Below are 25,585 nucleotides of genomic sequence, written 5' to 3' on the forward strand. Positions count from 1 at the left end.
CCGGTCGCGGCCCGCGCGCCCGCCCGGCAGGATGCTGTACGACGCACCGGACGAGGAAGCCGAGGAGCAGCCCCCATGTCGAGCACCCACGCCACCGAAGAGGTCGTGCCCTTCACCGCGGACGACTACCGGGCCCGGATGACGCGCGCCGCCGAGTCCGCCGCCGACGCCGGACTCGCCGGTGTGCTCGTCGCCCCCGGACCCGACCTGGTCTACCTCACCGGCTACCAGCCGACCGCGATCACCGAGCGGCTCACCGTCCTCGTCCTCGCCGCCGGCCAGCAGCCGGTCCTCGTCGTCCCGACCCTGGAGGCGCCCGACGCCGAGAAGGCCACCGGGGCGTCCGCGCTCACCCTTCGCGACTGGACCGACGGCAAGGACCCGTACGCCGTCACCGCCCCGCTCCTCGACGTCGACGGCCGGTTCGGTGTCAGCGACAACGCCTGGGCCATGCACCTGCTCGGCCTCCAGCAGGCCCTGCCCGGCTCCTCGTACGTCTCCCTCACCGAGGCCCTGCCGATGCTCCGGGGCGTCAAGGACGCCCACGAGCTGGCCCGGATCGCGGCCGCCGGAGCCGCCGCCGACCAGGCGTACGGCGAGATCCTCAAGGTCCGCTTCGCCGGCCGCAAGGAGACCGACGTCGCCGCCGACCTCGCCAGGCTCCTCATGGAGTTCGGGCACTCGCAGGTCGACTTCACCGTCGTCGGCTCGGGCCCCAACGGCGCCAACCCGCACCACGAGGCCGGCGACCGGGTCATCGAGCGCGGCGACATGGTCGTCCTCGACTTCGGCGGCCTCAAGCACGGATACGGCTCCGACACCACCCGCACCGTCCACGTCGGCGAGCCCACCGACGAGGAGCGGCGGATCCACGACCTCGTCCGCGAGGCCCAGCAGGCCGGCTTCGAGGCGGTACGCCCCGGGGTCGCCTGCCAGGACGTCGACCGGGCGGCCCGCAAGGTCATCACGGACGCCGGCTACGGCGAGTACTTCATCCACCGCACCGGCCACGGCATCGGCGTCACCACCCACGAACCCCCGTACATGATCGAGGGCGAGGAGCTCCCCATCGTCCCCGGCATGTGCTTCTCCATCGAACCCGGCGTCTACCTCCCGGGCCGCTTCGGCGTCCGCATCGAGGACATCGTCACGGCCACCGAGGACGGCGCGGGCCGCCGCTTCAACAACACCCCGCACGAGATGGCCATCGTCGGGTAGCGGCTACCGGCCCGACGACACCAGCGCCGCGATCCGCTCCGGGAACATCGGTACGGTGGCGGCTATCCACCCGCCCACGCCCGGCGGTTCAGCCGTCCGTCAGGACGATCGCCGATTCTCCGGGGAGGCGCAGGACGCCGTCCGCCGCCGGAGGGTCGACCGGGTCCCACGAGGCCAGGACCCGGTCGCGGCCGTTGGAGCCGAGCGGGATCACCGCCGGCTCCTTGCCCAGGTTGACCGCCACCCGCAGGTCCCCGCGCCGGAAGACCAGCCAGCGGGCCTCCTCGTCGAAGGCCACCTTCACGCCCCCCAGGTCCGGGTCCGTCAGGTCGGGCAGGGTGCGGCGCAGCGCGATGAGCTGGCGGTGCCAGGCGAGGAGCCGCCTGTGCGGGTCCCGTTCGCGTTCGGTGCGGTCGAGGACCGAGCGGTCGCGGGTGGCCGGCTCCTGCGGGTCGGGGACCTCGTCCTCGGACCAGCCGTGCGCCGCGAACTCCCGCTTGCGGCCCAGCCGTACGGCCTCCGCGAGCTCCGGATCGGTGTGGTCGGTGAAGTACATCCAGGGCGTGCCGGCCCCCCACTCCTCGCCCATGAACAGCATCGGCACCGAGGGGCCGGTGAGGACGAGCGTCGCCGCGCAGGCGAGCAGGCCGGGGGAGAGCGAGGCCGAGAGGCGGTCGCCGAGGGCCCGGTTGCCGATCTGGTCGTGCGTCTGGGCGTAGCCCAGGAAGCGGTGGGCGGGGGTGCGCTCGCGGTCCACCGGGCGCCCGTGGTGGCGGGCCCGGAAGGAGGAGTACGTGCCGTCGTGGAAGAAGACGCGGGTGAGGGTCTTGGCGAGCGCCGCCATCGGGGCCCGCGCGAAGTCCGCGTAGTAGCCCTGGGACTCGCCGGTCAGGGCGGTGTGCAGGGAGTGGTGGAAGTCGTCGTTCCACTGGGCGTGGACGCCGAGACCGCCGAGCGTGCGCGGGGTGGTGGTGCGCGGGTCGGCGAGGTCGGACTCCGCGATCAGGAAGTGCTGGCGGCCCTGCTCCTTCGCCAACTCGTCCACTGCGGCCGACAGTTCCTCCAGGAAGGTCAGTGCGCGTGTGTCGGCGAGGGCGTGCACCGCGTCGAGCCGCAGCCCGTCGACCCGGTAGTCCCGCAGCCAGGCGAGCGCGCTCCCCAGGAAGTACGCCCGCACCTCGTCCGAACCCGGCGCGTCCAGGTTCACCGCCGCGCCCCACGGCGTGTGGTGGGTGTCCGTGAAGTACGGGCCGAAGGACGGGAGATGGTTGCCGGACGGGCCCAGGTGGTTGTGCACCACGTCGAGGACCACGCCCATGCCGAGCCCGTGCGCCGCGTCCGTGAACCGCTTCAGCGCCTCGGGTCCGCCGTACGGCTCGTGGACCGCCCACGGCGCCACCCCGTCGTACCCCCAGCCCCGCACCCCGGGGAACGGGCACAGCGGCATCAGCTCCACATGGGTGATGCCGAGGCCCGCGAGCTCCCCGAGACGCGCGGCCGCCGCGTCGAGCGTGCCCTCCGGGGTGAAGGTGCCGACGTGCAGCTCGTACAGGACGGCGCTGCGCAGCCGCAGGCGCGGGGAGTCGTGCCGCCAGGTGTACGCCGAGTGGTCGACGACCGCGCTCAGACCGTCGGGCCCGTCGGGGAGCCGCCGCGAGCGAGGGTCGGGCAGGACGGGCCCGCCGTCGAGCGAGAAGCCGTACCGGTCGCCGTCCCCGGCGGGCACCACGCCCGACCACCAGCCGTCCCGTTCCGGGTCCCGGTCCAGGGGATGGCCGGAGCCGTTCAGCTCCAGCGCCACCCGGTCACGGGCGCTCGGCGCCCACACCTCGAAGAGCACGCGAATCCCCTCGTCGACGGTCCAGCCACTCGGTGGATCAACGCATGACCACCGCGACCATCCTGGCAGTCAGGACCCCGACGCGCCCGGCGCGTCCCACACGTAGTTGATCGCGCGCTCGAACGTGACGTAGCCCGCACGGGCGAAGGACGCGGCCATCGGCACGTTCCCCAGGTCCGTCGCCGCCCGGATCCGCGGCACGTCGGCGGCGGCCAGGATCCGGGTCCCCTCCGCCAGGATGTCGTCGCTGTACCCGTGCCCGCGGTGGGCGGGCAGCACACCGATGTACGCGATCGTGTGGTGGTAGTTGTTCTTCGCCGGGACGACGAAACCGACCGGCTCGCCGCTCTCCGGCAGCACGGCGACCTGCCACCACTCGCGCGGCGAGGAATAGGTACCGAGCTCCTCGTCGAAGTGCAGCTCCGCCGCCGCCCGCGCCGACAGGCCGGAGGCCAGATCGGCCCGGCCGTGCGCGTCGAGCGTGCCCTCCATCACCGGCGTCATCAGCGCGAGCAGGTCCTCGCGGTCCCGCACCGGACGGAACTCCAGACGCCCCTTCGGCTCCGGTACGGGGGTGCCCGGGCGCCACTCCAGGCGCAGCCGCTCGACCAGCGGGCGGGCGCCCGTGCGCTCCAGGACGGAGAACAGGGACTCCAGGAGGGACCGGGTCTCCGGGACCTCGCGCCAGTCGGCCGGCATGAACCGCCCGAACTCGGGGCGCTGCACGCCCGCCGGGATCACCGCCGCCGTCGCCGTCTCCAGGAGCCGCAGCCCGACCTCGACGCGCTCCTCGGCGGACAGCTCCGGCGCGAGGTCGAGGAAGTCGAGCGCCTGCGGATCGCCGCCCGCCGCGTGCGTCCACCAGGCGAGCCGGCCGAGGAGCCGGTCGCCGTCGAGCGCCACCCACATCCAGGCGGGGAGGCGTCGGCCGGTGGCGAGGTCGTCGGCGAGTTCGTGGTCGAGCGAGTAGGTGAGGCGGAGGAACAGGTCGAGTTCCTCGGGTCCGGCGAGCGGACGGATGACGAGGTCGCCGGCTGACGATGAAGTGGACGTGGTCACGTCGTGTTTCCCCCGGGGGACGGTCGGTTGAGGAGCCCGCAGACCGTAACAGCGTCCGCGCGGCGACCGGTAGGGAGTTTCCAGGTCAGGGGCCGTGACGGGGGTCCTGGTGGCCGGAGGCGGGGGTGGTTCGTGGCCGGGTTCGGGGCCCTTCTGGACACTTCGGGCCCGGCGGGCCGACAATCCTGGGTGTGACGACCCCTTTCGAGCTTCCGGCGAACTCCCCTCGGCTGACCGACGCCGAGCGGGACCGCGCGCTGGTGCTGCTCCGTGAGGGCGCCGCTCAGGGCCGCCTCTCGCACGACACCTTCGTCTTCCGGATGGAGCGCGCGCTCCAGGCCCGCAGGCCCGACGAACTCGCCCTGCTCACCGCCGACCTGAGGACCGAGGGAACCTGGACCCGGCGGGTGGTCGGCGCGGTCGAGCGGATGTCCGCGTTCACGGCGCGCATCGGCCGGGCCTGGAGCGCGGAGCGGCTGCCGAAGCTGCTGCTGCCGCACCCCGGCCCGTACCCGCTGCGCATCGGCCGCGACCCGGTCAACGCACTGCGGCTCAGCCACGAGACGGCCTCCCGGCTGCACGCCGAACTCTCGCTGCAGAGCGGGCTGTGGGTGCTCCGCGACCTCGGCTCGACGAACGGCACCACGGTCAACGGACGGCGGGTCACCGGCGCCGTGGTGGTGCGGCCGGGGGACGTGGTCGGCTTCGGCCAGATGTCGTTCCGGCTTTCGCAGAACTGAGCGCCGCGACCCCGAGGCGGTTCACCCGTTCGGCGGTACCCGGCGGGCGGTGCGGCCCGGGCGGTGATGGGCTGGGCGGACGCGCGCCACGCTCCGCGGCCGCGGCACCCACCGCCGATCGACAGGGGTCGAGATGAGCGACGCGCCGAACCGCGAGCCGAACCGGGGCATACGGAGCGACCGGCCGGAGGATGCCGGGGACCCCTGGACCCGGCTGCCGTCGATGGCTCCCGCGGCACCGCCGGCCGCGACCCCCACGAGGACCGGGGCCGGTGCCCCCGCCCGTACGCCCGTCCCCGGACGCGTACGCACCCTGGTCGACCCGGCCGTCGCCGGACCCGTCCCGCCCGGTGGGCGGACCGTCGCCCCGAGCCCCCTCGACCCCGGCGCCTCGCGGGACCCGCACGGGATCCACCGGACGCTGCGCGAGGAGTTCCCGCTCACGTACGACCCGCTGCTCCGGGCCTGGGTCCTCAGCCGGTACGCGGACGTGGCCGCCGCCCTCACCGACGACCGCTTCACGCACGGGCACCGGCCCGGCGACCCGCCGTGCGCGCGGGCCCACGTCGACGTCGACGCCGAGGCCCTGCGCTCGGTCACCGAACGCACCGCCTACGTCCTGGCCCGCCGGATCGCCGAGCGGCACCAGGCCGACCTGGTCGCCGACTTCTGCCACTGGCTGCCCGCCGGCACCGTCGCCGCGGCCGTCGGCGTGCCCTACCGCGACATGATGCGGCTCGTGCGCGGCCGGGCTGCGGGCGCGCTCGCGGGGGAGTGCGGCGGCCAGATCGCCGTACGGGAGAAGGCGCTCGCCTCCTTCCTCGGCAACGTCCTCGCCGACCCCGACCAGGTCGCCGCCCTCCGCGACGCACCCGCCGGTCTCGTCGTCCGCGCATGGACCGAGTCGCTGCGCCGGGACCCGCCCGTGCAGATCGCGGTGCGCCGCACCAGCGCCGAGGTTCCGGTGAGCGGCGGGGTCGTTCCGGCGGGTGCGTCCGTCGCCCTGCTCGTCGGTTCGGCGGGCCGTGATTCCGATCGCTTCCGCGAACCGGACCGCTTCGACCCGTTCCGGGACGACCCGGGCCAGCTCACCTACGGGGCGGGTTTCTGCCCGGCGGTGCTGCTCGCCGGCCTCGAAGCGGAGTACGCCCTTCGGGCCCTCTTCACGGCCATGCCCCGCCTGCGTCTCGCCGACGGTTTCCGTCCCACACCCACGGGTCTCATCACCCGGGCTCCCCGGAGCCTGATCGTCCGGCCGGGCGGCTGAGCCGGATCCGGGGTCGGCCGAGCGGCCCCGAAACCGCTGTGAGAAGGTGACGTGCGCTCGTCAATGGGCGCACGTAACACCACTTCCAACGGGGATTCACATATGAAAATGCGTCATGTCCGTGCCATCGCTGTGTTCGGCATCGCGGTCGTGGCCCTGACCGGTGCCCGAGGCTCGCACGGCGGCAGCTGCGGTGGCAGCTCCGGCGGCAGCCACAGCTCCGGCAGCAACCACAGCGACAACGACGGCACCTCGGGCAGCAGCTCCACCGGCTCCGTCTCCGGCAGCACCGGCAGCGCAGACAAGGCCATTCGCGACATCACCATCGACGCGTGCAAGTTCGACGCGGCGAAGAAGAACCTCGTCGCCAAGATCACCATCAAGAACGACAACCTGCTGGACTACGACTACGACGTCACGATGAAGTTCACCGGCGAGGACGGCGGCAGCGTCGCCCCCGTCACCGCGAGGACGACCGCCATCGCCGTCGCGTCGGACGCCTCCGAGAGCGTCGAGATGTCCGCCCCGTACCCGGGAACCGGCGACGCCTCCGAGTACACGGAGTGCGTCGTCACGAAGGCGTCCCGCTCCTGATCTCGGACGCTGCTGCGGCCGGGGTCGTACGGCCCGGCCGCAGCACCGAGGCGAGCAACAGGACGCCGGGGAGGACTCCGGCGACGGTCCTGATCACGGCGATCGGGGCGTCGAACCCCGCAAGGACCAGGCCCGCCGCGCCGCAGGCCGCGATCGACGCTCCCAGCACATGGAGCGTGGGCCTGCGCCAGGCGACCGCCAGGCCGAAGAAGTGCACGCCGACGACGAAGGCGATCCAGCCCACGGACGCCTGCGGGGTGTGCAGCACCTGGGCGATCACCAGGAGCCCCGCCGCGAGCCCGGCGACCTCTGCCGCCGCCACGTACCAGTAGCGGCGGCCGAACCGGGTGCCGGAGGTCGTCTCCGCCTGCGGAGCCGTCCGGCCGCGCCGCCCGAAGACGGCCACCCAGACGAAGCAGGCGAGGGCCAGCAGGCGCAGCGGCGTGGCGACCGCCGTCGGCAGGCTGCCCGCGTTGGCCTGGATGAACACGAGCCCGAAGGCGCCGCCGATGAGCCGGCCGGTTTGATCCTTTGTCATGATCATCAGCTTTTCATGGGTGGGGGCGCCGCTTCACTCCACCCGGGCCAGAAGCGCGACCGGCCGCTCCGCGAACAGCTCCGCGAGCTTGACCTCCGTCGCCGGACCGCCCGTGAACTCCCGCACGCCGTCGAGCGCGTCGGTCCAGCGCCCCTCCGGCAGGACCAGCTCCGTGTCCTGCCAGCCACCGGCCTGGGCGAGCCGCAGGGAGAGCCGGGTCGCCGCCGTGATCACCCGGCCGGAGCGGGCGAAGGCCAGACAGTGCGCGGCCGCCGGGCCCTCCGCCACGAGCGGGACGTACGTGCCGCCCGGGCCGAAGGCCTCCGGGTGCGCGCGCCGCAGCCGCAGCGCCGCACGCACCACGGCCGTCCGCTCGTCGTCCGGGCCGACGGCGAACGGCGCCCGGTTGTCCGGGTCGACGAGCGCCCGGTACTCCCGCTCCGTGTTCTGGTACAGCTCCGGTACCCCCGGCATCGTCAGCTGCGCGAGCGCGGCGCCCAGTGCGTGCGCCCGGATGTGCGGCTCCAGGGCGAAGGCCGCCTCCGAGGCCGCCCGGAGCGGGATCCGGCCCGGCCCGGCCGCCGCGAACTCGGCCACCGCCCGCTCGTACTCCGCGTCCGGCTCGGTCCAGCTGGTCCGCAGCCCCGCCTCCCGTACGGACTTGAGGATCGCCGGACCCAGCCGGTCCGGGTCCGGGACGCCGAAGCCGAAGGCCGTCTGCCAGGCCGTCCACGCCACGTGCGGGTCGGGCGCGGGCACCCCGGCGACCTCCCCGAGGAGCTCCGCCCACACCTCCGGGCACTGGGAGAGGACCGCGATCGCGGCCCGGACGTCCGCGCTGCGCTTGGTGTCGTGCGTGGACAGCACGGTGCCGCTGCCCGGCCAGTCCCGGGCGATCCGCAGGCAGTACGCGTGGAACTCGTCCACCGGCACCGCCGGGCGGCCCGCGTCCCCGCCGACCTCGTTCGCCGAGAGGAGCGGGGTGTACCGGTAGAAGGCGGTGTCCTCGACGGACTTGGCCCGCAACGCGGACGAGGTCTGGGCGAACCTGGCGCGGAACGCCCGGTGTTCGGGCCCGTCACCGCGCGCGCCCAGCGCCAGGTCCCGCACCACGTCGACCGCCGTCGCCTCCTCCGGCACCGCGAACGCCGCCTTCGCGCCGCGCGCCGCCTCCGGGGTCAACACCTCCTCGCCGCCGGTCCGGTAGGGACGGTAGACGGGGACCCGGACGAGGAGCTCCCGGACCGCGGTGCGCAGCGCCCAGGGGGCGTGGTCCCGGAGCGCGGGGTCGGCGGCGCAGATCCGCTCGGCGATCCGGGTCAGCGCGGCCGTCTCGGCGGCCAGGTCGTGGCCGACCACCTCGTACGCGGCGCGCCGCGCGGTCGCCTCCCAGTGGCCGCCCCTGTCCCCGGTCTTGCCGACGAACTCCCGGTAGACGTCGGCGAGTTCATCGGCGCCCACCGGGTCGGTGAAGACGCCGTCGAGCTGCCGCAGCGCGTCGTACCCGGTGGTGCCCGCGACCGGCCAGGCGGCGGGCAGCGTCTCCGCTCCCGTGAGGATCTTCTCCACCACCGTCCAGCAGCGCCCGCCGGTCGCCGCGGCCAGGTCCTCCAGATAGCCCTGCGGGTCGGCGAGTCCGTCCGGGTGGTCGATGCGGAGCCCCTCGATCACCCCGTCCGCGACCAGCTCCACGATCTTCGCGTGGCTCGCCGCGAACACCTCGGGGTCCTCCACCCGCACCCCGATCAGCTCCGAGATGGTGAAGAAGCGCCGGTAGTCGAGCTCGGTCCTGGCCAGCCGCCACCAACCGAGCCGGTACCACTGGGCGTCGAGCAGCTCGTCGAGCGGCAGCCCCTCCGTGCCCGGCCGGAGCGGGAACTCCTGCCCGTCCAGGTGCAGGGAACCGCCCGAGACCCGGAACCGGTCCCGTACCTCCGGGAGCCGCGCCGGCAGCACCGGAAGCAGCATCCGGCCGTCCCCCGCCCGCCAGTCGATGTCGAACCAGCGGGCGTACGGCGAGTCCGGGCCCTCGCGGAGCACGGCGCGCAGCGCGTGGTTGTGCGCCGGGGAGGCCGCCATGTGGTTGGGCACCAGGTCCACGACGAGCCCGAGGCCGTGCGCCCGCGCGGTCGCCGCGAGGGCCCGCAGTCCCTCCTCCCCGCCCAGTTCGGCCCGTACGGACCGGTGGTCGGTGACGTCGTAGCCGTGGGTCGAGCCGGGCACCGCCTCCAGGACGGGGGAGAGGTGGAGGTGCGAGACCCCGAGCCCGGCCAGGTACGGCACGGCGCGCTCGGCGGCCGCGAACGGGAACTCCGGCTGGAGCTGGAGCCGGTAGGTCGACGTGGGAGGAATGGGCGTCATGCGAACGTACGTACCCCGTCGGAGGGCTTCTGTGTCATCGCCCCATGCTCCCGTTCGAGTGCATCGCGTTATGTTCGCGTGATGCTCCGGATGTATCGCGACACGCTGTCCCTGCTCGGACCGGCCCTGCCGGTCGTCTCCTTCCTCGGCCGGCTGCCCACCGCCATGTGTCAGCTCGGCAGCCTGCTCCTGGTCGCCGAGACGAGCGGCTCGCTCACCACCGCGGGCCTCACGGGCGGCGCGCTCGCCGCCGGACAGACCGTCGCCGGGCCCGTCATCGGCCGGCTCGCCGACCGGCGCGGCCAGCGCCGGGTCGTCCTGGCGGCCTCCCTCGCCAACGCGGTCGCCGTCACCGCCCTGATCCTCGCCGCCCTCGCCGACGTCTCCACCGGCCCGCTCATGGCGCTCGGGGCGCTCGCCGGGGCCACCGTCCCGCAGGTCGGGCCGCTCGCCCGGAGCCGCTCCGTGGCCCTCGCCCGCCGCTCCGGCGCGGACGACCGGCTCGTCGGCGCGGTGCTCTCCTTCGAGGGCACCCTCGACGAGGTCTCCTTCGTCCTCGGCCCGGCGCTCGTCGGCCTCGCCGCCGCCCTCGCCCACCCCGCCGCCGCGCTCCTCCTGGCGGCGCTCCTGCTGGCCGTCTGCGGGTCCGCCTTCGCCCTCCACCCGACGGCCCGGGCCACCGAGCCGACGGGCGACTCCTCCACCCGTACGAGTGCCGCCGAACGGACGAGGCTGCCGGGATCCGCGTACGCCCTGCGCGGCACGATGGTCCTCCAGGGCGCCATGTTCGGCGCCTCACAGGCCGGGATCACCGCCCTCACCGAGCGGCTCGGCGCGCCCGCACAGGCCGGGCTCGTCTACGCGGCCATGGGCGTCATGAGCGCCGCCGTCGGCCTCTCCATGGCCGCCGTGCCCGCCCGGATCGGGCTCACGACCCGCTGGCGCGCCGCCACCGCCGGGCTCGTCGTCCTCTCCGTACCCCTGCTGTTCGTCGGCTCCCTGGGCGCGCTGTACGCGGTCGTCGTCGTCCTCGGCGCCGCCTACGCCCCGCACCTGATCACCGTCTTCGGGCTCACCGAGCGGACCGTGCCGGCTTCCCGGCTCGCCGAGTCGATGACCTTCCTCACCAGCGGGATCGTGGGCGGCCAGGCCCTCGCCCTCGCGGTCTCCGGCCGGCTCGCCGAGGGCCACGGCGCCCCCGCCGCGTTCGCGGTGGCGGTGGGGGCGGCCGCGGCCTGCGCGGTGCTGTCCTGGTCGGTCCGGGTCACGTCTCCCGTACGGGAGCTGAGGCCGGTGTAGGGGGTGTCCTGCCGATCAGGCCGGTGTAGCTCAGGCCGGCCGGCGCAGGACGGTCAGGCTGAGCGGCGCGAGCGTCACCCGCTCGCCGCCCGACAGCTCCTGGCCCTCCTGCGGCGGCATCCCCTCCGGGTCCGAGGTGTCCACGACCATGCGCCAGCACCGTCCGTGGCTGTCCGGGACCGCGAACTCCAGCTCCTTCGACGAGGCGTTGAACATCAGCAGGAAGGAGTCGTCGGCGATCCGCTCGCCCTGCGTGCCCGGCTCCGAGATGGCGTTGCCGTTCAGGAAGACGGTCAGCGCCCGGGCGTGCGCCGCCTGCCAGTCGCGGGAGGTCATCTCCTCGCCCTCGGGCGTGAACCAGGCGATGTCGGTCAGCTCGTCGTGGGTGCCCTCCACCGGCCGCCCGTGGAAGAAGCGGCGGCGCCGGAAGACCGGATGGTCCCGGCGCAGCCGGACCATCGCGCGCGTGAAGCGCAGCAGCGTGGCCTCCGCCTCGCTGTCGGCCTTCGGCCACCGCACCCAGGAGACCTCGTTGTCCTGGCAGTACGCGTTGTTGTTGCCGTCCTGCGTCCGCCCGAACTCGTCGCCGTGGCTGAGCATCGGCACGCCCTGCGAGAGCATCAGCGTGGCGAGGAAGTTGCGCATCTGCCGGGCGCGCAGCTCGGCGATCCCGACGTCCTCGGTGTCGCCCTCCACCCCGCAGTTCCAGGACCGGTTGTAGCTCTCGCCGTCCCGGTTGCCCTCGCCGTTCGCCTCGTTGTGCTTGTCGTTGTACGAGACGAGGTCGCGCAGGGTGAAGCCGTCGTGGCAGGTCACGAAGTTGACCGAGGCGAGCGGGCGCCGCCCGTCGTCCTGGTACAGGTCGGAGGAGCCGGTGAGCCGGGAGGCGAACTCGGCCAGGGTGCGCGGCTCGCCGCGCCACAGGTCGCGCACGCAGTCCCGGTACTTGCCGTTCCACTCGGTCCACAGCGGCGGGAAGTTGCCCACCTGGTAGCCGCCCTCGCCGACGTCCCACGGCTCGGCGATCAGCTTCACCTGGCTCACCACCGGGTCCTGCTGCACCAGGTCGAAGAACGAGGACAGCCGGTCCACCTCGTGGAACTGCCGGGCCAGGGTGGCCGCCAGGTCGAAGCGGAAACCGTCCACGTGCATCTCGGTCACCCAGTACCGCAGGCTGTCCATGATCAGCTGGAGCACGTGCGGGGAGCGCATGAGCAGCGAGTTCCCGGTGCCGGTCGTGTCCGTGTAGTACCGGGGGTCGTTCGAGAGCCGGTAGTACGAGGGGTTGTCGAGGCCCCGGAAGGAGAGCGTCGGGCCCAGGTGGTTGCCCTCGGCGGTGTGGTTGTAGACCACGTCCAGGATGACTTCGATGCCCGCCTGGTGCAGCGCCCGGACCGCCGACTTGAACTCCAGGACCTGCTGACCCCGGTCGCCCCAGGACGCGTAGGCGTTGTGCGGGGCGAAGAAGCCGATCGTGTTGTAGCCCCAGTAGTTGGAGAGTCCCGCGTCGACGAGCCGGTGGTCGTTCACGAACTGGTGCACGGGCATCAGTTCGAGGGCCGTGACGCCCAGTTCCTTCAGATGGTTGATGACCGACGGGTGCGCGAGCCCCGCGTACGTCCCGCGCAGCTCCTCCGGAAGGTCCGGGTGCAGCATCGTCAGGCCCTTCACATGGGCCTCGTAGATCACCGTGTGGTGGTACTCGGTGCGCGGGCGCCGGTCGTCGCCCCAGTCGAAGTACGGATTGACCACGACCGAGGTCATCGTGTGCGGGCCCGAGTCGAGGTCGTTGCGCGCGTCGGGCCGCCCGAAGGGGTAGCCGTACACCGCCTCCCCCCACTTGATCTGCCCCGACACCGCGCGCGCGTACGGGTCGAGCAGCAGCTTCGCCGCGTTGCAGCGAAGCCCGCGCTCCGGCGCGTACGGGCCGTGCACCCGGAACCCGTACCGCTGACCGGGCATCACACCCGGCAGATAGGCGTGTCGCACGAACGCGTCGGTCTCGCGCAGCTCCACCGCCGTCTCCGAGCCGTCGTCGTGCAGCAGGCACAACTCGATCCGGTGCGCGGCCTCCGAGAAGACCGCGAAGTTGGTTCCCGCTCCGTCATAGGTGGCGCCCAGGGGGTACGCCTGTCCCGGCCAGACCTGCATGGATATGACTCTTCCTCTTCTGTCCGGGTTTCGACACTCTTCTTCGGCCAGATCCTGCCCGAAAGAGGTGCAACCTCCTAGGACTTCACCCCGTCCTACCGGGTGACCGCAGGACCAAGAGGGGGATAGAGGGGGAAGTGTGTACGAAATAGCGCGCCGCCACCTGGGGAAGGTGGTGGCCGGAGCGGCCATGGCGGTGACGGGAACCGCCGTCGCGGTCGCGATCAGCCTGCCCGGCTCGGCGGGGGCCGAAGACACGCCCGGCGGCCGGGGTACGGCGGCCGCGGGGCCCGCCACGGGAGCCGGTACGGCCGGAGCGTCCGGTGGATCCGGTGCCTTCGGGCAGGGGCAGGCCGGTGAGCAGGCCGCGGTCTCCGCGCCGCCGCCGGCCACCGTCGTCCCGCCGGCGGCCGAGGGGAAGAAGGGCGTCGGCAGCGACCCGCTCACCGACGACGAGCTCGCACGGGCCGAGGCGCTGGCGCTGACGCCGCCCGCCGCCTCCGCCCAGCAGGACGTCACGGGCGGCCGGGGCGCCCAGCGCCTCGGCACCCGGCTCGCCGACCCGGTGCCGGGGGACGCGTCGCGCCGCGCCGAGGTCCGCCTCTACGACTACGCGCGGGACGAGCTCGTCACGAAGACCGTCAACCTCGACACCGGCAAGGTCGAGAAGTCCGGCGCGCAGCGCGGGGTCCAGCCCTCCGCCCACCCCGAGGAGCTGCGCGAGGCCCTGGAGCTGATCCTCGCGAGCCCGCTCGGCAAGGGCGTCAAGGAGGACTACAAGGACGCCACCGGCAAGGAGCTCACCTCCAGCAGGCAGCTGTGGTTCAACGGCGACGTCTACCGCACCTACCGCGAGGCGAACGTGCCCGCGCAGCTCGCCCGTTGCGGGGAGCACCGGTGCGTCCGGCTCGTCACCAAGGTCCTCAACGGGGCCTGGATCGACACCCGGAACCTGATCGTCGACCTCTCCGCGAGGACCGTCACCCGCGTCGGCTGACCACCGCCGCCGGGCCTCTCCACAGCCTTCACACCACGTACGAGGGAGTACGTCCCCATGTCCACCCAGCGCGACCTGTCCATCCAGCGCGACCCGTCGTCCACCCGGGCGAAGCGGCGCACCCGCAAGCGGGGCGCCGTCCTGACCGCCGCCGCCCTGCTCGGCACCGCCATGGCCGCGGCCGGGCCCGCGACCGCCGCGCCCGCCCCGCCGGTTCCCACCCCGGCGAACCCGGCGCACCCCACGCCCGACTGCTCGGCCGCGTACCGCATCACCCAGAAGCTCGACGGCGGCACGACCTGGCGCATGTGCTGGCGCTACGACACCGAAGCCGGGCTCACGCTCACCCGGGTCACCTACCAGCCGCCCGGCGCGGCCGCCCCCATCCCCGTCCTCAGCAGCGCCCGGCTCGCCCAGATCCACGTGCCGTACGACGACGGCGGCGCCGAGTACGACGACCTCACCGGCGCCGGCTTCGGCTGGGGCCTGCAGAACCTCAAGACGGCCGAGTGCCCCGGCGGCACCCTCACCACCGTCAAGGTGCCCGAGGTCGGCGACGTCAAGGGCCTGTGCACCACCACGCGGGCGCGTGGACACGCGTACCGCATGGCCAGCGACAGCGGCTCCAAGGTCTGGCAGGCGCAGGCCAAGGACCTGCTCGTCTACACGGTCAACAAGGTCGGCTGGTACGAGTACATCACCGAGTGGCGCTTCACCGCCGACGGCACCATCGGCGCCAACGTCGGTGCCACCGGCAGCCTCTCGCCCGTCGACTACAACGCCACCGACGGCCGGAGCTGGCCCCTCGGCAAGGGCGCCCGCGGCTACGCCACCAGCCACGCCCACAACGTCTTCTGGAAGCTCGACTTCGGCCTGGACGGCTCCACCAAGGACCGCATCGAGCAGTTCGACTCCACCGTCACCGCGCCCCCCGCGGGCGGCGGCGGACCGACCGTGAAGACCAAGCGCACCGTGGTCACCAAGGAACTCGCCGGCGACGCCAAGAACATGCGCTGGTGGCGGGTGGTCAGCGGCACCGGCAAGAACGCCGACGGCCACGCCCGCTCGTACGAGATCGTGCCAGGCCACACCGACACCCACGCGGGCCGCGGATTCACCAAGCACGACGTGTACTTCACCCAGTCCCGCGCCTGCGAGAAGTTCGCGAGCAACAACATCGGCGACTGCGCCGCGGGCGCCGGTGACAGCGTGGACACATGGGTGAACGGTGAGACCCTGACCAAACCGTCCGTGTGGGTCAACATCGGGTTCCACCACATCGCCCGGGACGAGGACCAGCAGCCGATGCCCGTCCACTGGCAGGGCTTCCAGCTCGCGCCCAGGGACGTAACCGCTATGAATCCGCTCACTCCGGCCGATCTCGCCTCCCAGAACGGGCAGCCCGATCTGGGTAGTTGAGCAAGCAGCCTGACGATCCTGCTGCACCGCCTCCCGCTCGCGGAGTACCCTTCCTTGATCGTTGTCACATGGTCATCCAGTCCGCCGGAACGGGTGTCCGGGAGCAGAAGGCGGTGCGCGGGTGAGCTCGGGAGGTCTGGAGCTGCCCCCAGGTGACGCGGGTCACGAGGGGGGCCCGGCCGACCCCGCAGAGGCGCCGCCCGGAGCGGTCGCACCGCCGGGCTCGGCCGCGCCGCCGGGGGTGGTCCTGCCGCCGGGCACGGTCGTGCCGCCCGGCACCGTCACCGTCGGCCGGCCGGTGGAGATCGGGGCGGAACTCGACTGGGGCGCCGAGGCCTGGAGCGAGGTCCGCACCCGGGCCCAGCGCGCCGGCCGCGCCTACATCTGGCTGAACCTCGTCGAGCAGCGGCTGCGGGCCGTGGTCGCCGCCGTCCTGCGGCCCGTGTACGAACCCGTGCACGGCGAGGAGTGGGTGGTGGCCGCGGCCGGCCCCGCCGGCCAGGAATGGGTCCAGCGGGCGGTCGCCGTCCGCGAGGTCTCCCGGCGCAAGGGCTACCTCCTCGACCCGGCCGACGACAACGTGCTGAGCTTCCTCACGCTGCCCCAGCTGCGCGAACTGATGGTGCAGCACTGGCCCTGCTTCGAGCCCTACTTCGACGACCGGCGCGAGGTCGAACTCGCCCTCGACGAGCTGGAGGTCACGCGCAACGTGGTCTCCCGCAACCGGGCGCTCTCGCTGACCGTCCTCGCCCAGTCCGAACGGGCCTCCGCCCGCATCCTGGAGATCCTCGGCAGCGGCGCCGGGGTGCCGTCCGCCGACCGGCTGCCCGTCGACGCGGTCGAGGACCTCGTCGGCGACCGGTACGCGGACGTCGTCTCCGTCCACCCCGACCGGGTCCGGCTCCAGCGGCAGCTGCCCGCGGAGGACCTCTTCGGCGGGGCCCGGCGCCTCGACGCCACCGGCATAGGTCTCAACCTGCTGGTGCAGAACTTCTCCGGCCGCCGCATGGTCCGGCTCGCCGAGTCCGGCTGCCGCACCCGGCTCCTCTTCCTCAACCCCGCCAGCAGCGCCGTCAAGCGCCGCGAGCGCGAACTCGGGCTGAAGAAGGGCGAGTTGAGCCGCTCGGTCGAGATGAACATCCTGCACATGCGCCGGGTCCGCTCGAAACTGCGCGACCCGGGCGCCTTCCAGATCCACGTCTTCGACGAGACCCCCCGCTTCACCGCCTACCTGGTGGACGGAGACGGCCCGGACGGGGTCGGCGTCGTCCAGTCCTATCTGCGCCGGGCCCGGGGCATGGAGGCCCCGGTCCTCGTCCTGCGCGGCGGCGGACGGAACGTCGTCCGGCACGGGCAGCCGGCCCGTGACGGAGATCACGGACTTTTCGAGACGTACCGGGAGGAATTCGAATCGGTCTGGCTCGACTCCCGGCCCGTCTCCTGACTCCCCGCCGGGGGCAGCCGGAGGCGTTGTCAGTGGTGCGTGCGAGGGTGGTCAGCACCACGGGGGAGATCACGTAAGGAGGACCCGATGGCTTGGCACGGCGAGACGCTGGTCGGCTTCGACCTGGAGACGACCGGCACCGAACCGCTGGAGGCCCGTATCGTGACGGCCTCGATCATCGAGGTCGACGGCGGGGGACGGATCGCACACCGGCGGGACTGGCTCGCCGACCCGGGCATCCGCATCCCGGAGCAGGCCTCCGCGATCCACGGCATCAGCACCGAGCGCGCCGCCGCCGAGGGCCGGCCGGTCCGCGAGGTCGCCGACGAGATCGCGAGGACCCTCGCCGCGTACTGGGAGGACGGCGTCCCGGTCGTCGCGTACAACGCCTCCTTCGACCTCACGCTCCTCGCCGCCGAGCTGCGCCGCCACGGGCTGCCGTCGCTGGAGGAGCGCCTCGGCGGGACCGCCATCGGCCCGGTCGTCGACCCGTACACCATCGACCGGGCCGTCGACCGCTACCGGCGCGGCAAGCGGAACCTGGAAGCGGTCTGCGGGGAGTACGGCGTCGTCCTCGAAGCCGCCCACCAGGCCGCCGCCGACGCACTCGCCGCCGTCCGGGTCGCCGTCGCGATAGCCGAGCGGCACCCGCAGGTCGCCGCCCTCGACCCGGCGGAGCTGCACGAGCGGCAGATCGGCTGGTACCGCGCCTGGGCCGAGAACTTCCAGGACTTCCTGCGCCGCAAGGGCGACGCGAAGGCGGTCGTCGACTCCACGTGGCCCCTGCGCCCGGCCGTTGCGGTGGCCGGCTAGCCGTTCTCCTTGAGGAAGGAGAGCAGCAGCTCGTTCACCTTCTCCGGCTGGTCCAGCTGGAGCCAGTGGCCCGCGTCCTCGACCCGCTCGTAGCGCCAGCTGCCGGCCACGTACTCCTCCGTCCCGGACATCGACCGCTCGGTGAGGAACCGGTCGCCGGTCGACCACACGCCCATCACCGGAACGGACTCGGGCAGCGGCACCGCCGGCGCCTCGGCGCCGAACTGGACCTCCGCAGGGATGCCCGAGCGGTAGATGTTCAGCGCGGCCGTCAGCGCACCCGGCGCCCGCAGCGCCTCGATCACGGCCTCCGCCTCCGGGTGCTCGCCCAGCATGTCCCGCAGGCCCGCGAAGTCGTCCCGCGCCAGCCAGTCCTCGGAGAGCCCGGCCAGCTGGAACAGCAGCATGTACCAGGAGCGCTGCTTCTGCTCCCAGCCCGCGGACCGGATCGACGCCAGATGCCCCACGGACAGGATGCTCAGGCTCCGCACCCGGTCCGGGAAGAACTGGGTCAGGCCCTGGGCGATGCCCGAACCCCAGTCGTGGCCCACCACATGGACCCGGTCCAGGTCGAGCCGGGCCAGGAGCTCGATCAGATCGCCGACGTGCTTGCCCGGGTGGTACGCCTCCGGGCCGCCCTCGGGACGGTCGGAGGCACCGAAGCCCCGCAGCGTGGGGGCGACGCACTGGAAGCCCGCCGCCGTCAGCGCGGCGACCTGGTGGCGCCAGAGGCGGTGCGAGTCCGGGAAGCCGTGCACCAGCAGGACTGCGGGGCCCTCGCCGCTCACCTCGACGTCCAGCGCGACCTCCGAAAGCTCCACCCGCATCTTCAACACCCCGTTCGTCACCGGCCCGTTCGACGGGCACCATGATGTCAGAACGGGTACCAGCGCACCTCGGGGTCGCCGTCCCGCAGCGAGGCCACCCGCCGCTCGAACTCGGCCAGGGCCTTCGGGTTCACCGGCGCGTGCTGCGCCACCCACGCGCAGCTCGCGGTCTCCCGCGCCCCGCGCAGCACCGCGCACCCCTCCCACTCCCGGACGTCCCAGCCGTACGCCTCGGTGAAGGCCTCGTACGCCGCCGGGTCCAGGCCGTACCGGTCCCGGGACAGGGCGAGGACCACCAGGTCGTGCTCGCGCAGGTCCGAGGAGAAGGTCTCCAGGTCCACCAGGACCGGTCCTTCGGGCCCGACGTGGACGTTCCGGGGGAGGGCGTCCCCGTGGATCGGGCCCGGGGTCAGACGCGGGGTCAGCGCGGCCGCCGCCGGGGCGAAGGCGTCACGCCGCTCCCGCAGGAACGCCGCGTCCGCCGGGTCGATCGCGTCCCCCGCGAGCCGCAGCCACCGCTCGACCCCGCCGAGCAGCTCACGGCGGGGGAGCGTGAAACCCGTCGGCTCGGGCAGGGCGTGGATCCGCCGCAGCAGCGGCGCCAGGTCGCGGGGCTCCGGGGGCCGTACCGCCTCCGGCAGCCGGTGCCAGAACGTGAGCGGATGCCCGTCCACCAGCCGCGGCTTCTCCTCGGCGGCCCGTACGGCCGGAACACCCGACGATTCCAGCCAGGAGGCCAGCGCGAGCTCCCGCTCGGCCCGCTCGAACAGCTCCGCGTCCCGGCCGACCTTCACCACCAGATCGCCCACCGCGAAGACGGCGTTCTCCCCGAGGGCGAGCAGCCGCGCCTCCGCGACCGGCAGCCCCGCCCCGTCCAGGATCTCCCGCGCCCGCGCCTCGTCCATCGACCTCTCCCTCACCTGTGCGTTTGAGCCAAAGTCTCCCATCCGCGCAGCTCATCCCGCAGAGCGCCTTGACGGCCTCACACCCCGTCAGCACCATGACGGGGTTCCCACGACGGCGTGTTCACTGGCGGACGGGGGTCGGATCGTGAGCTCGGTGACCGTGACGAAGCGGCCGGGGGTCCTTCGGTGAGCTCGGTGACCGTGACGAAGCGGCCGGGCAGAGCGCGCACACCGCGCGCCGCCCCCGGGACACGGCCGCGCGGCCCCGACCTCGGCGCCTGGTTCCTGGTCCTCCCGGCCCTGCTGCCCATCCTCGTCCTCAGCGTCGGCCCGCTCCTCTACGGCATCGCGCTCGCCTTCACCGACGCCCAGTCCGGCCGCACCCAGGGCACCCGCTGGGTCGGCACCCTCAACTTCCAGGACCTGCTGCACGACACCCTCTTCTGGGACTCGTTCCGCATCGGCGTGGTCTGGGCCGTCGGGGTCACGATCCCCCAGTTCCTGCTCGCCCTCGGCCTCGCACTCCTGCTCAACCAGAACCTCCGCTTCCGTTGGCTGGCCCGGGCCCTCGCCATCGTCCCCTGGGCGATGCCGGAGGTCGTCGTCGGCATCATGTGGCGGCTCGTCTACAACCCCGACGCCGGCATCCTCAACGAGACCCTCCGGAACCTGGGCCTCGGCGAGGGCCACGACTGGCTCTCCGGGCTCGCCACCGCCCTCCCCGCCGTCATCGTCGTCGGCGTCTGGGCCGGCATGCCGCAGACCACCGTCGCCCTGCTCGCCGGACTCCAGAACACCCCGGCGGAACTCCACGAGGCCGCCGCCCTCGACGGCGCCGGCGCCTGGCGCCGCTTCCGCGCCGTCACCTGGCCCGCGCTCCGGCCGGTGGCCCTCGCCATCACCGCCCTCAACCTCATCTGGAACTTCAACTCCTTCGCCCTGGTCTACGTCCTGACCAACGGCGGACCGGGCGGCCGGACCCGGCTCCCGATGCTCTTCGCCTACGAAGAGGCCTTCCGCTACGGGCAGTTCGGCTACGCCGCCGCGATGGGCTGCGTGATGATCGCCGCCGTCTCGGTGTTCATCGCCCTCTCCCTCGTACGCCGTCTGAAAGGGGACCAGGACCGGTGAGCGCCCTCCGGACGAGCGGGCCCGCGCGAGCAGGCCAGTACCTGGCCCTCCTCGCGTACCTGGTCTTCCTCGCCTTCCCCTTCCTCTGGCTGGTCTCCATCGCCTTCAAGCCCGCCCCCGAGCTGGCCTCGCTCCACCCCACCTGGATCCCGAAGGACCCCACCCTCGACAACTTCCGGCAGGCCTTCGACGAGCAGCCCCTGCTCAGGGCAGCCGCGAACAGCCTGCTCGCCGCGGTCTGCGCCGCCGTGATCGCGGTGGCCGTCGCGACCCCGCTCGCCTATGTGACGGCCCGCCACCGGGGCAGGCTCGCCGGGGCGGCCACCGGCTGGGTGGTGATCAGCCAGGCCTTCCCCTTCGTCCTCGTGATCATCCCGCTCTTCCTGATCCTCAAGAACCTGCACCTGATCAACAGCGTCGCCGGCCTCGTCCTCGTCTACGTGGTCTGGTCGCTGCCCTTCGCCCTCTGGATGCTCATGGGGTACGTCAGAGCCGTCCCGGCCGAACTGGAGGAGGCCGCGGCCGTCGACGGCGCCGGCCGGATCCGCACCCTCGTCTCCGTCACCGCCCCCCTGCTCGTCCCGGGCATCGTCGCCACCGCGCTCTTCGCCTTCGTCACCGCCTGGAACGAGTTCTTCTTCGCCCTCGTCCTGCTCAAGACCCCCGAGAAGCAGACCCTGCCGGTCGTCCTCACCCACTTCCTCGGCGCCGAGGGCGTCGCCGACCTCGGCCCGCTGGCCGCCGCGGCCTTCCTCGCGACCCTGCCGTCGCTCCTCGTCTTCGGAGTCCTCCAGAGACGGATCACGGGCGGCATGCTCGCCGGGGCGGTGAAGTCATGAGACGCGTCCTCGTCCTCGTCGCCTCCCTCGCCCTGCTCCTCACCGGCTGCACCTCGGGCGGCGAAGGACCCGACGGCGGTGTCGTACGGCTCCGCTTCCAGTCCCTCGCCTGGCAGCAGGAGTCCGTCGACGCCAACCGGCAGCTGGTGAAGGAGTGGAACGCCACCCACCCCGGCGTCCAGGTCGACTACGTCCAGGGCAGCTGGGACTCCGTCCACGACCAGCTCCTCACCTCCTTCGAGGGCGGCGAGGCGCCCGACATCATCCACGACGCCTCCGACGACCTGGCCGACTTCGCCTACGGCGGCCACCTCGCCGACCTCCGCCCGCTGCTGCCCGAACGGCTGCGCGCCGACATCCCCGCCCGCAGCTGGGAGACCACCACCTTCGGCGAGGGCGTCTACGGCGTGCCGTTCCTCCAGGAACCGCGCGTGATCATCGCCAACCGGAAGATCCTGGAGTCCTCGGGGATCCGCGTCCCCACCCCGGAGAAGCCCTGGAGCTGGAGCGAGTTCCGACAGGTCACCCAGGACCTCACCCGGACCATGGGACCCGGCCGGTACGCGGTCGCCTGGCCGCTCAAGGAACCCGTCTCCGTCAGCCTCAACCTCGGGATCTCGGCAGGAGGCCGGCTCTTCCGACGGGACCCGGACGGCCGCGTGACCGTCGACTTCACCGAGGCCGACGGCATCGTCCCCGGCACCGTCCACGACCAGGTCGTCACCGACCGGACAGCCCCGCGCACGACGCTCGGCAGCGGCGGCTCCGACACCCTCCCCGGCCTCTTCGCCGGCAAGTACGCCATGGTCCCGCTCGGTTTCGCCTACCGGCAGCAGATCGCCCAGCAGGCACCCGAGGGCTTCGAGTGGACCGTGCTGCCCGCACCCGTCGGCAGCGAGGGGCTCGCCCAGGGCGTCTCGCCGCAGACCCTGTCGATCGCCGAGGACAGCCCCCACAAGAAGGAGGCGGCCCAGTTCCTCGACTTCTTCCTGCGCCCGCCGAACATGGTCCGGCTCGCGCGCGGCGACTGGATGCTGCCGACCGGCACGGCCGCGCTCGCCGACCCCGCCCTGCACACCGCGCGGGACGGCTGGGCGACCGGGGCGGCGGTGGCCGAACACCTGCGGCCCGCCCCCGCGCAGTCGGTGCGCGGCTATCCGGAGTGGAAGGACAAGGTGGCGACCCCGGCCTTCCAGGAGTACTACAGCGGCGCCATCGACGGTGCCGAACTGCGCAGACGACTGGTCGAGGACGGCAACCGGGTCCTCGCCCGCTATCAGCGCAGATGACGGATTCGTCATTACGAAACCTTGTTGAATAAGTCACAGATGGGTGAAGGGTCTTCTCCGGACCCTCACCATCGGACAGTGTTCGAACCGGCCACCGCGCCGCCCCCCACGAGGCGCGGTGGCCCCCTAGATTGAGTCCATGACGAAGACGTACGCGGTCCTGCTCCGCGGCATCAATGTGAGCGGGCACCGCAAGGTCCCCATGGCGGAGCTCCGGAGCCTCCTCGAAGGTCTCGGGCACACGGACGTCCGCACCTACCTCCAGAGCGGCAACGCCGTCTTCACCACCGACTCCGGCGCCGGCGAGGACGAGCTCAGGACCGCGATCGAGGACGCGATCGAGGAGCGTTTCGACTTCCGCGTCGACTGCCTCGTCCGCGACGGCGACTACCTCGCCGCGGCCGCCGACGCCTGCCCCTTTCCCGCCGCCGAGGTGAAGGGCAAGGAACTCCACGCCTTCTTCTGCTCCGGGCCCGTCACCTCCGATCGCTTCGCCGCGATCGACCGCGAGGCCTACCTCCCCGAGGACTTCGCCCTCGGCGACCGCGTGCTCTACCTCTACGTCCCCGACGGCCTCGGGACGTCCAGGCTGGCCCCGGTGATCTCCCGCCCGTCCGTCATGAAGGGGCTCGTCACCACCGCCAGGAACTGGAACACCATGCTCAAGCTCATCGAGATGACGCAGGAGAACTGACCCCGAAGTGGCCCAGTCGAGAGGGCGTGGAATGGCCCGTGGCCGCGGGCCAACTCCCGACTAGATTCCCTGTCATGACGAGCAACGAGACCACGCCCCGCCCCACCGTCGACTTCTACTTCGACCCCGCCTGCCCCTTCGCCTGGATCACCTCCCGCTGGATCCTGGAGGTCGAGCGCCACCGGGACATCGACCTCCGCTTCAAGGTCATGAGCCTGTACTTCCACAACGAGGGCAACACCCTGCCCGACTGGTACCGCGAGCTCGTCGACGCCTCGATCGGGCCGGTCCGCGTCGCGGCGGCCGCCGCCGAGCAGCACGGCGAGGACATCCTGCGCCCGCTCTACACCGCGTACGGCACCCGCATCCACGAGAAGAAGCAGAAGGACTTCGACGCCGTGATCGCCGAATCCCTCAACGAGCTCGGCCTCCCGCCCGAACTCGCCGCCGCCGCCCACGATCCGGCGTACGACGCGGTGGTCCGCCGCAGCCACGACGCGGGCAAGGACCCCGAGGCCGAGGGATACGTCGGCACCCCGACGATCCACGTCGACGGCACGGTCTGGTTCGGCCCGGTCCTTCGGGCGATCCCGCGCGGCGAGAAGGCCGCCGAACTCTTCGACAGCTTCCGGGTCCTCGCCTCCCACCCCGACCTCTTCGAACTGAAGCGCACCCGCACGGGCGGCCTGGACTTCAACTAGCCCCTCGGCGGCTGCCGGCACCCGCACCCACCGCCGTGTGGGCAATCGTCCCTGCGGAACGCATGCCCACAACGGGGGGTGGCGACGGATGTCGCGAAAGTTCAAGACCGGGCGGCGGGGGGTTCGTAGCGTCGGTGGCATGAACGAGATCCACACCCACCTCACCGTCTGCGCCGCCGAGGCGAGCCGGGTCGCCCGCGCCGTCACCGCCGAACAGCTCGGCACCCCCTCGGTCTGCGCCGACTGGACGGTCCGCGAACTCGCCAACCACCTGGTGCTCTACTCCGCGCACGGCCTCGAACACCGCGCGCTGCGCACCGAGCTCCCCGAGGAGACCGTCCAGCGGGACTTCGCCGGGGAGGACCACTGGGCGGCTGCCTACCGCACCCAGCTCGACCGGGCCCTGGCCGCCTGGGAGAGCCCGGACGCCTGGGAGGGGGAGGTCGACTTGGGCGGCAGCGGCATGCCGGCCGCCGAGATCGCCGCCATGCTCGTCGAGGAACTCGCCCTGCACGGCTGGGACCTGGCCCGCTCCACCGGACAGGACTTCACCCTGCCGGAGGCGACGGCGGTCTACCTGCTCGGCGTGGTCGAGCGGTACGCGGAGATGTACCGCCAGTACGAGGGCTTCGCCGCGGTCGTCGACGTACCCGGCGACGCCGCCGCGTTCGATCGCGCCCTGGCCCTCAGCGGCCGGAACCCGAAGAACTAACCCACGAGCGCCACGCGCTCCGGGGCGCGTACCGCCGACTCGTGGCGCTCGACGAGCAGCGCGGCCAGCTCGGCGGAGGGGCCGAGGACCTCGGCGAGGAACTCGGCCTCGGCCGCGCCCGTCGCGATGCGGTCCGGGAGGCGGCCCGGGGCGATCACGTACGGGGCGACGGCCACCCGCCGGACGCCCGGTTCCGTGCGCAGGGCCCGGACGGCTTCGTCCGTACGGGGAAGAGATGCGGAGGCGAACGCGGGCCGCACGGAGCACCAACCGGTGCGCCGCAGCTCCCGCGCCGTTTCTGCGATCACCGCGATCGCCTCCGGGTCTGTGGAGCCCGCCGAGGCCAGGACGACCCCGGTCGTGGGCTTGTCGGCGGGCGTGAGGCCCGCCTCGTAGAGCCGCCGCTCCACCGCCGCGATCAGCAGCGGCGAGGGGCCGAGGACCTCCGCCTGGCGGATGCTCAGGGACGGGGGTGCCTGGCGCAGTACGGCGGGGATGTCGGCCTTCGCGTGGAAGGCCCGGGTGAGGAGGAGCGGCAGGGCCACCACGTCCCGTACCCCGTCCGCCGCGAGACGGTCGAGCACCCCCGGCACCGACGGCAGGTTGAAGTCCAGGAACGCCGTCTCCACGCGCAGCCCCGGCCGCAGCGCACCGGCCCGGCGCACCAGCGCCTGGACGGTCGCCGCGTGCCGCGGGTCGCGGCTGCCGTGCGCGATCACGAGGAGGACGGGGCGGTTCATGGTCCGG

Annotated in this window: 23 protein-coding genes; 15 read left to right on the forward strand and 8 right to left on the reverse strand. The window is 73.0% G+C overall.

Annotated elements, in window-relative coordinates:
* Positions 1 to 75 precede the first annotated feature (75 nt).
* Positions 76 to 1,218 carry an aminopeptidase P family protein gene (locus ACN9M0_RS28610; RefSeq protein ID WP_426404424.1) on the forward strand — a complete coding sequence of 381 codons (1,143 nt, stop codon included), beginning with the start codon at positions 76 to 78 and terminating at the stop codon, positions 1,216 to 1,218.
* Between the two features lie 88 nt (positions 1,219 to 1,306).
* On the opposite strand, the gene treZ is transcribed toward ACN9M0_RS28610, so the two are convergent.
* Both treZ and ACN9M0_RS28620 read right to left on the reverse strand, forming a co-directional pair.
* Entirely contained in the window at positions 1,307 to 3,058 is a 1,752-nt protein-coding gene (gene treZ / locus ACN9M0_RS28615; RefSeq protein ID WP_366040268.1) for a malto-oligosyltrehalose trehalohydrolase, read from the reverse strand.
* A 69-nt stretch (positions 3,059 to 3,127) separates the two neighbouring features.
* On the reverse strand, positions 3,128 to 4,117 hold the full coding sequence (locus tag ACN9M0_RS28620) for a GNAT family N-acetyltransferase (RefSeq protein ID WP_426404425.1): 990 nt from the start codon (positions 4,115 to 4,117) through the stop codon (positions 3,128 to 3,130).
* A gap of 191 nt (positions 4,118 to 4,308) precedes the next feature.
* Here ACN9M0_RS28620 and ACN9M0_RS28625 point away from each other — a divergent pair, with 191 nt between their 5' ends.
* From ACN9M0_RS28625 to ACN9M0_RS28635, 3 genes are all read left to right on the forward strand, one after another.
* Entirely contained in the window at positions 4,309 to 4,857 is a 549-nt protein-coding gene (locus ACN9M0_RS28625) for a DUF1707 and FHA domain-containing protein (RefSeq protein WP_366040270.1), read from the forward strand.
* Between the two features lie 133 nt (positions 4,858 to 4,990).
* Complete coding sequence (locus ACN9M0_RS28630) at positions 4,991 to 6,124, forward strand: cytochrome P450 (RefSeq protein ID WP_399701299.1); 1,134 nt, start codon at positions 4,991 to 4,993, stop codon at positions 6,122 to 6,124.
* A gap of 108 nt (positions 6,125 to 6,232) precedes the next feature.
* Positions 6,233 to 6,718, forward strand: coding sequence for a hypothetical protein (locus ACN9M0_RS28635; protein ID WP_426404426.1), 486 nt, complete (start codon positions 6,233 to 6,235; stop codon positions 6,716 to 6,718).
* Here ACN9M0_RS28635 and ACN9M0_RS28640 read toward each other — a convergent pair.
* Complete coding sequence (locus tag ACN9M0_RS28640) at positions 6,696 to 7,256, reverse strand: hypothetical protein (RefSeq protein ID WP_426404427.1); 561 nt, start codon at positions 7,254 to 7,256, stop codon at positions 6,696 to 6,698. The two genes, ACN9M0_RS28635 and ACN9M0_RS28640, sit on opposite strands and share 23 nt — an antisense overlap.
* Positions 7,257 to 7,289: 33 nt before the next feature.
* Positions 7,290 to 9,608, reverse strand: coding sequence for a malto-oligosyltrehalose synthase (treY, locus tag ACN9M0_RS28645; protein ID WP_426405335.1), 2,319 nt, complete (start codon positions 9,606 to 9,608; stop codon positions 7,290 to 7,292).
* Between the two features lie 99 nt (positions 9,609 to 9,707).
* On the opposite strand from treY, the gene ACN9M0_RS28650 reads away from it, so the two are divergent.
* The gene (locus ACN9M0_RS28650) at positions 9,708 to 10,916 is read left to right on the forward strand and encodes an MFS transporter (protein ID WP_426405336.1); all 1,209 of its coding nucleotides are present in this window, start codon (positions 9,708 to 9,710) and stop codon (positions 10,914 to 10,916) included.
* Positions 10,917 to 10,946: 30 nt separating this feature from the next.
* Here the strand turns inward: ACN9M0_RS28650 and glgX are convergent, their stop codons facing one another.
* On the reverse strand, positions 10,947 to 13,067 hold the full coding sequence (glgX, locus tag ACN9M0_RS28655; RefSeq protein ID WP_366040274.1) for a glycogen debranching protein GlgX: 2,121 nt from the start codon (positions 13,065 to 13,067) through the stop codon (positions 10,947 to 10,949).
* A gap of 139 nt (positions 13,068 to 13,206) precedes the next feature.
* On the opposite strand from glgX, the gene ACN9M0_RS28660 reads away from it, so the two are divergent.
* From ACN9M0_RS28660 to ACN9M0_RS28675, 4 genes are all read left to right on the forward strand, one after another.
* Positions 13,207 to 14,064: a Tat pathway signal sequence domain protein gene (locus ACN9M0_RS28660; protein WP_366040275.1), complete on the forward strand. Its 858-nt coding sequence runs from the start codon at positions 13,207 to 13,209 to the stop codon at positions 14,062 to 14,064.
* A gap of 57 nt (positions 14,065 to 14,121) precedes the next feature.
* Positions 14,122 to 15,483 carry a copper amine oxidase gene (locus tag ACN9M0_RS28665; RefSeq protein WP_426404428.1) on the forward strand — a complete coding sequence of 454 codons (1,362 nt, stop codon included), beginning with the start codon at positions 14,122 to 14,124 and terminating at the stop codon, positions 15,481 to 15,483.
* A gap of 121 nt (positions 15,484 to 15,604) precedes the next feature.
* A complete protein-coding gene (locus tag ACN9M0_RS28670; RefSeq protein WP_366040277.1) occupies positions 15,605 to 16,927 on the forward strand; it encodes an SAV2148 family HEPN domain-containing protein in 1,323 nt (440 codons plus the stop codon).
* A gap of 87 nt (positions 16,928 to 17,014) precedes the next feature.
* Complete coding sequence (locus ACN9M0_RS28675; protein WP_366040278.1) at positions 17,015 to 17,740, forward strand: 3'-5' exonuclease; 726 nt, start codon at positions 17,015 to 17,017, stop codon at positions 17,738 to 17,740.
* Here ACN9M0_RS28675 and ACN9M0_RS28680 read toward each other — a convergent pair.
* Both ACN9M0_RS28680 and ACN9M0_RS28685 read right to left on the reverse strand, forming a co-directional pair.
* Entirely contained in the window at positions 17,737 to 18,567 is an 831-nt protein-coding gene (locus tag ACN9M0_RS28680) for an alpha/beta fold hydrolase (RefSeq protein ID WP_366040279.1), read from the reverse strand. The genes ACN9M0_RS28675 and ACN9M0_RS28680 overlap by 4 nt on opposite strands.
* Before the next feature lie 47 nt (positions 18,568 to 18,614).
* Positions 18,615 to 19,472: a phosphotransferase enzyme family protein gene (locus ACN9M0_RS28685; RefSeq protein WP_366040280.1), complete on the reverse strand. Its 858-nt coding sequence runs from the start codon at positions 19,470 to 19,472 to the stop codon at positions 18,615 to 18,617.
* Positions 19,473 to 19,658: 186 nt separating this feature from the next.
* On the opposite strand from ACN9M0_RS28685, the gene ACN9M0_RS28690 reads away from it, so the two are divergent.
* From ACN9M0_RS28690 to ACN9M0_RS28715, 6 genes are all read left to right on the forward strand, one after another.
* Positions 19,659 to 20,603 carry a carbohydrate ABC transporter permease gene (locus tag ACN9M0_RS28690; RefSeq protein ID WP_399701310.1) on the forward strand — a complete coding sequence of 315 codons (945 nt, stop codon included), beginning with the start codon at positions 19,659 to 19,661 and terminating at the stop codon, positions 20,601 to 20,603.
* Entirely contained in the window at positions 20,600 to 21,442 is an 843-nt protein-coding gene (locus tag ACN9M0_RS28695; RefSeq protein WP_366040282.1) for a carbohydrate ABC transporter permease, read from the forward strand. Before ACN9M0_RS28690 ends, ACN9M0_RS28695 begins: the two co-directional genes overlap by 4 nt.
* The gene (locus tag ACN9M0_RS28700) at positions 21,439 to 22,731 is read left to right on the forward strand and encodes an ABC transporter substrate-binding protein (protein ID WP_426404429.1); all 1,293 of its coding nucleotides are present in this window, start codon (positions 21,439 to 21,441) and stop codon (positions 22,729 to 22,731) included. Before ACN9M0_RS28695 ends, ACN9M0_RS28700 begins: the two co-directional genes overlap by 4 nt.
* 139 nt (positions 22,732 to 22,870) lie before the next feature.
* Entirely contained in the window at positions 22,871 to 23,425 is a 555-nt protein-coding gene (locus ACN9M0_RS28705; RefSeq protein WP_366040284.1) for a DUF1697 domain-containing protein, read from the forward strand.
* 74 nt (positions 23,426 to 23,499) lie between these two features.
* Positions 23,500 to 24,126 (forward strand): DsbA family protein, encoded by a 627-nt coding sequence (locus ACN9M0_RS28710; protein ID WP_366040285.1) that lies wholly within the window; start codon positions 23,500 to 23,502, stop codon positions 24,124 to 24,126.
* 139 nt (positions 24,127 to 24,265) lie between these two features.
* Entirely contained in the window at positions 24,266 to 24,838 is a 573-nt protein-coding gene (locus tag ACN9M0_RS28715) for a TIGR03086 family metal-binding protein (RefSeq protein ID WP_426404430.1), read from the forward strand.
* Here ACN9M0_RS28715 and ACN9M0_RS28720 read toward each other — a convergent pair.
* The gene (locus ACN9M0_RS28720; RefSeq protein WP_426404431.1) at positions 24,835 to 25,578 is read right to left on the reverse strand and encodes a sirohydrochlorin chelatase; all 744 of its coding nucleotides are present in this window, start codon (positions 25,576 to 25,578) and stop codon (positions 24,835 to 24,837) included. The two genes, ACN9M0_RS28715 and ACN9M0_RS28720, sit on opposite strands and share 4 nt — an antisense overlap.
* Positions 25,579 to 25,585: the final 7 nt, after the last annotated feature.

The organism is Streptomyces sp. R-07 (assembly GCF_049913175.1).
Lineage (GTDB): Bacteria > Actinomycetota > Actinomycetes > Streptomycetales > Streptomycetaceae > Streptomyces.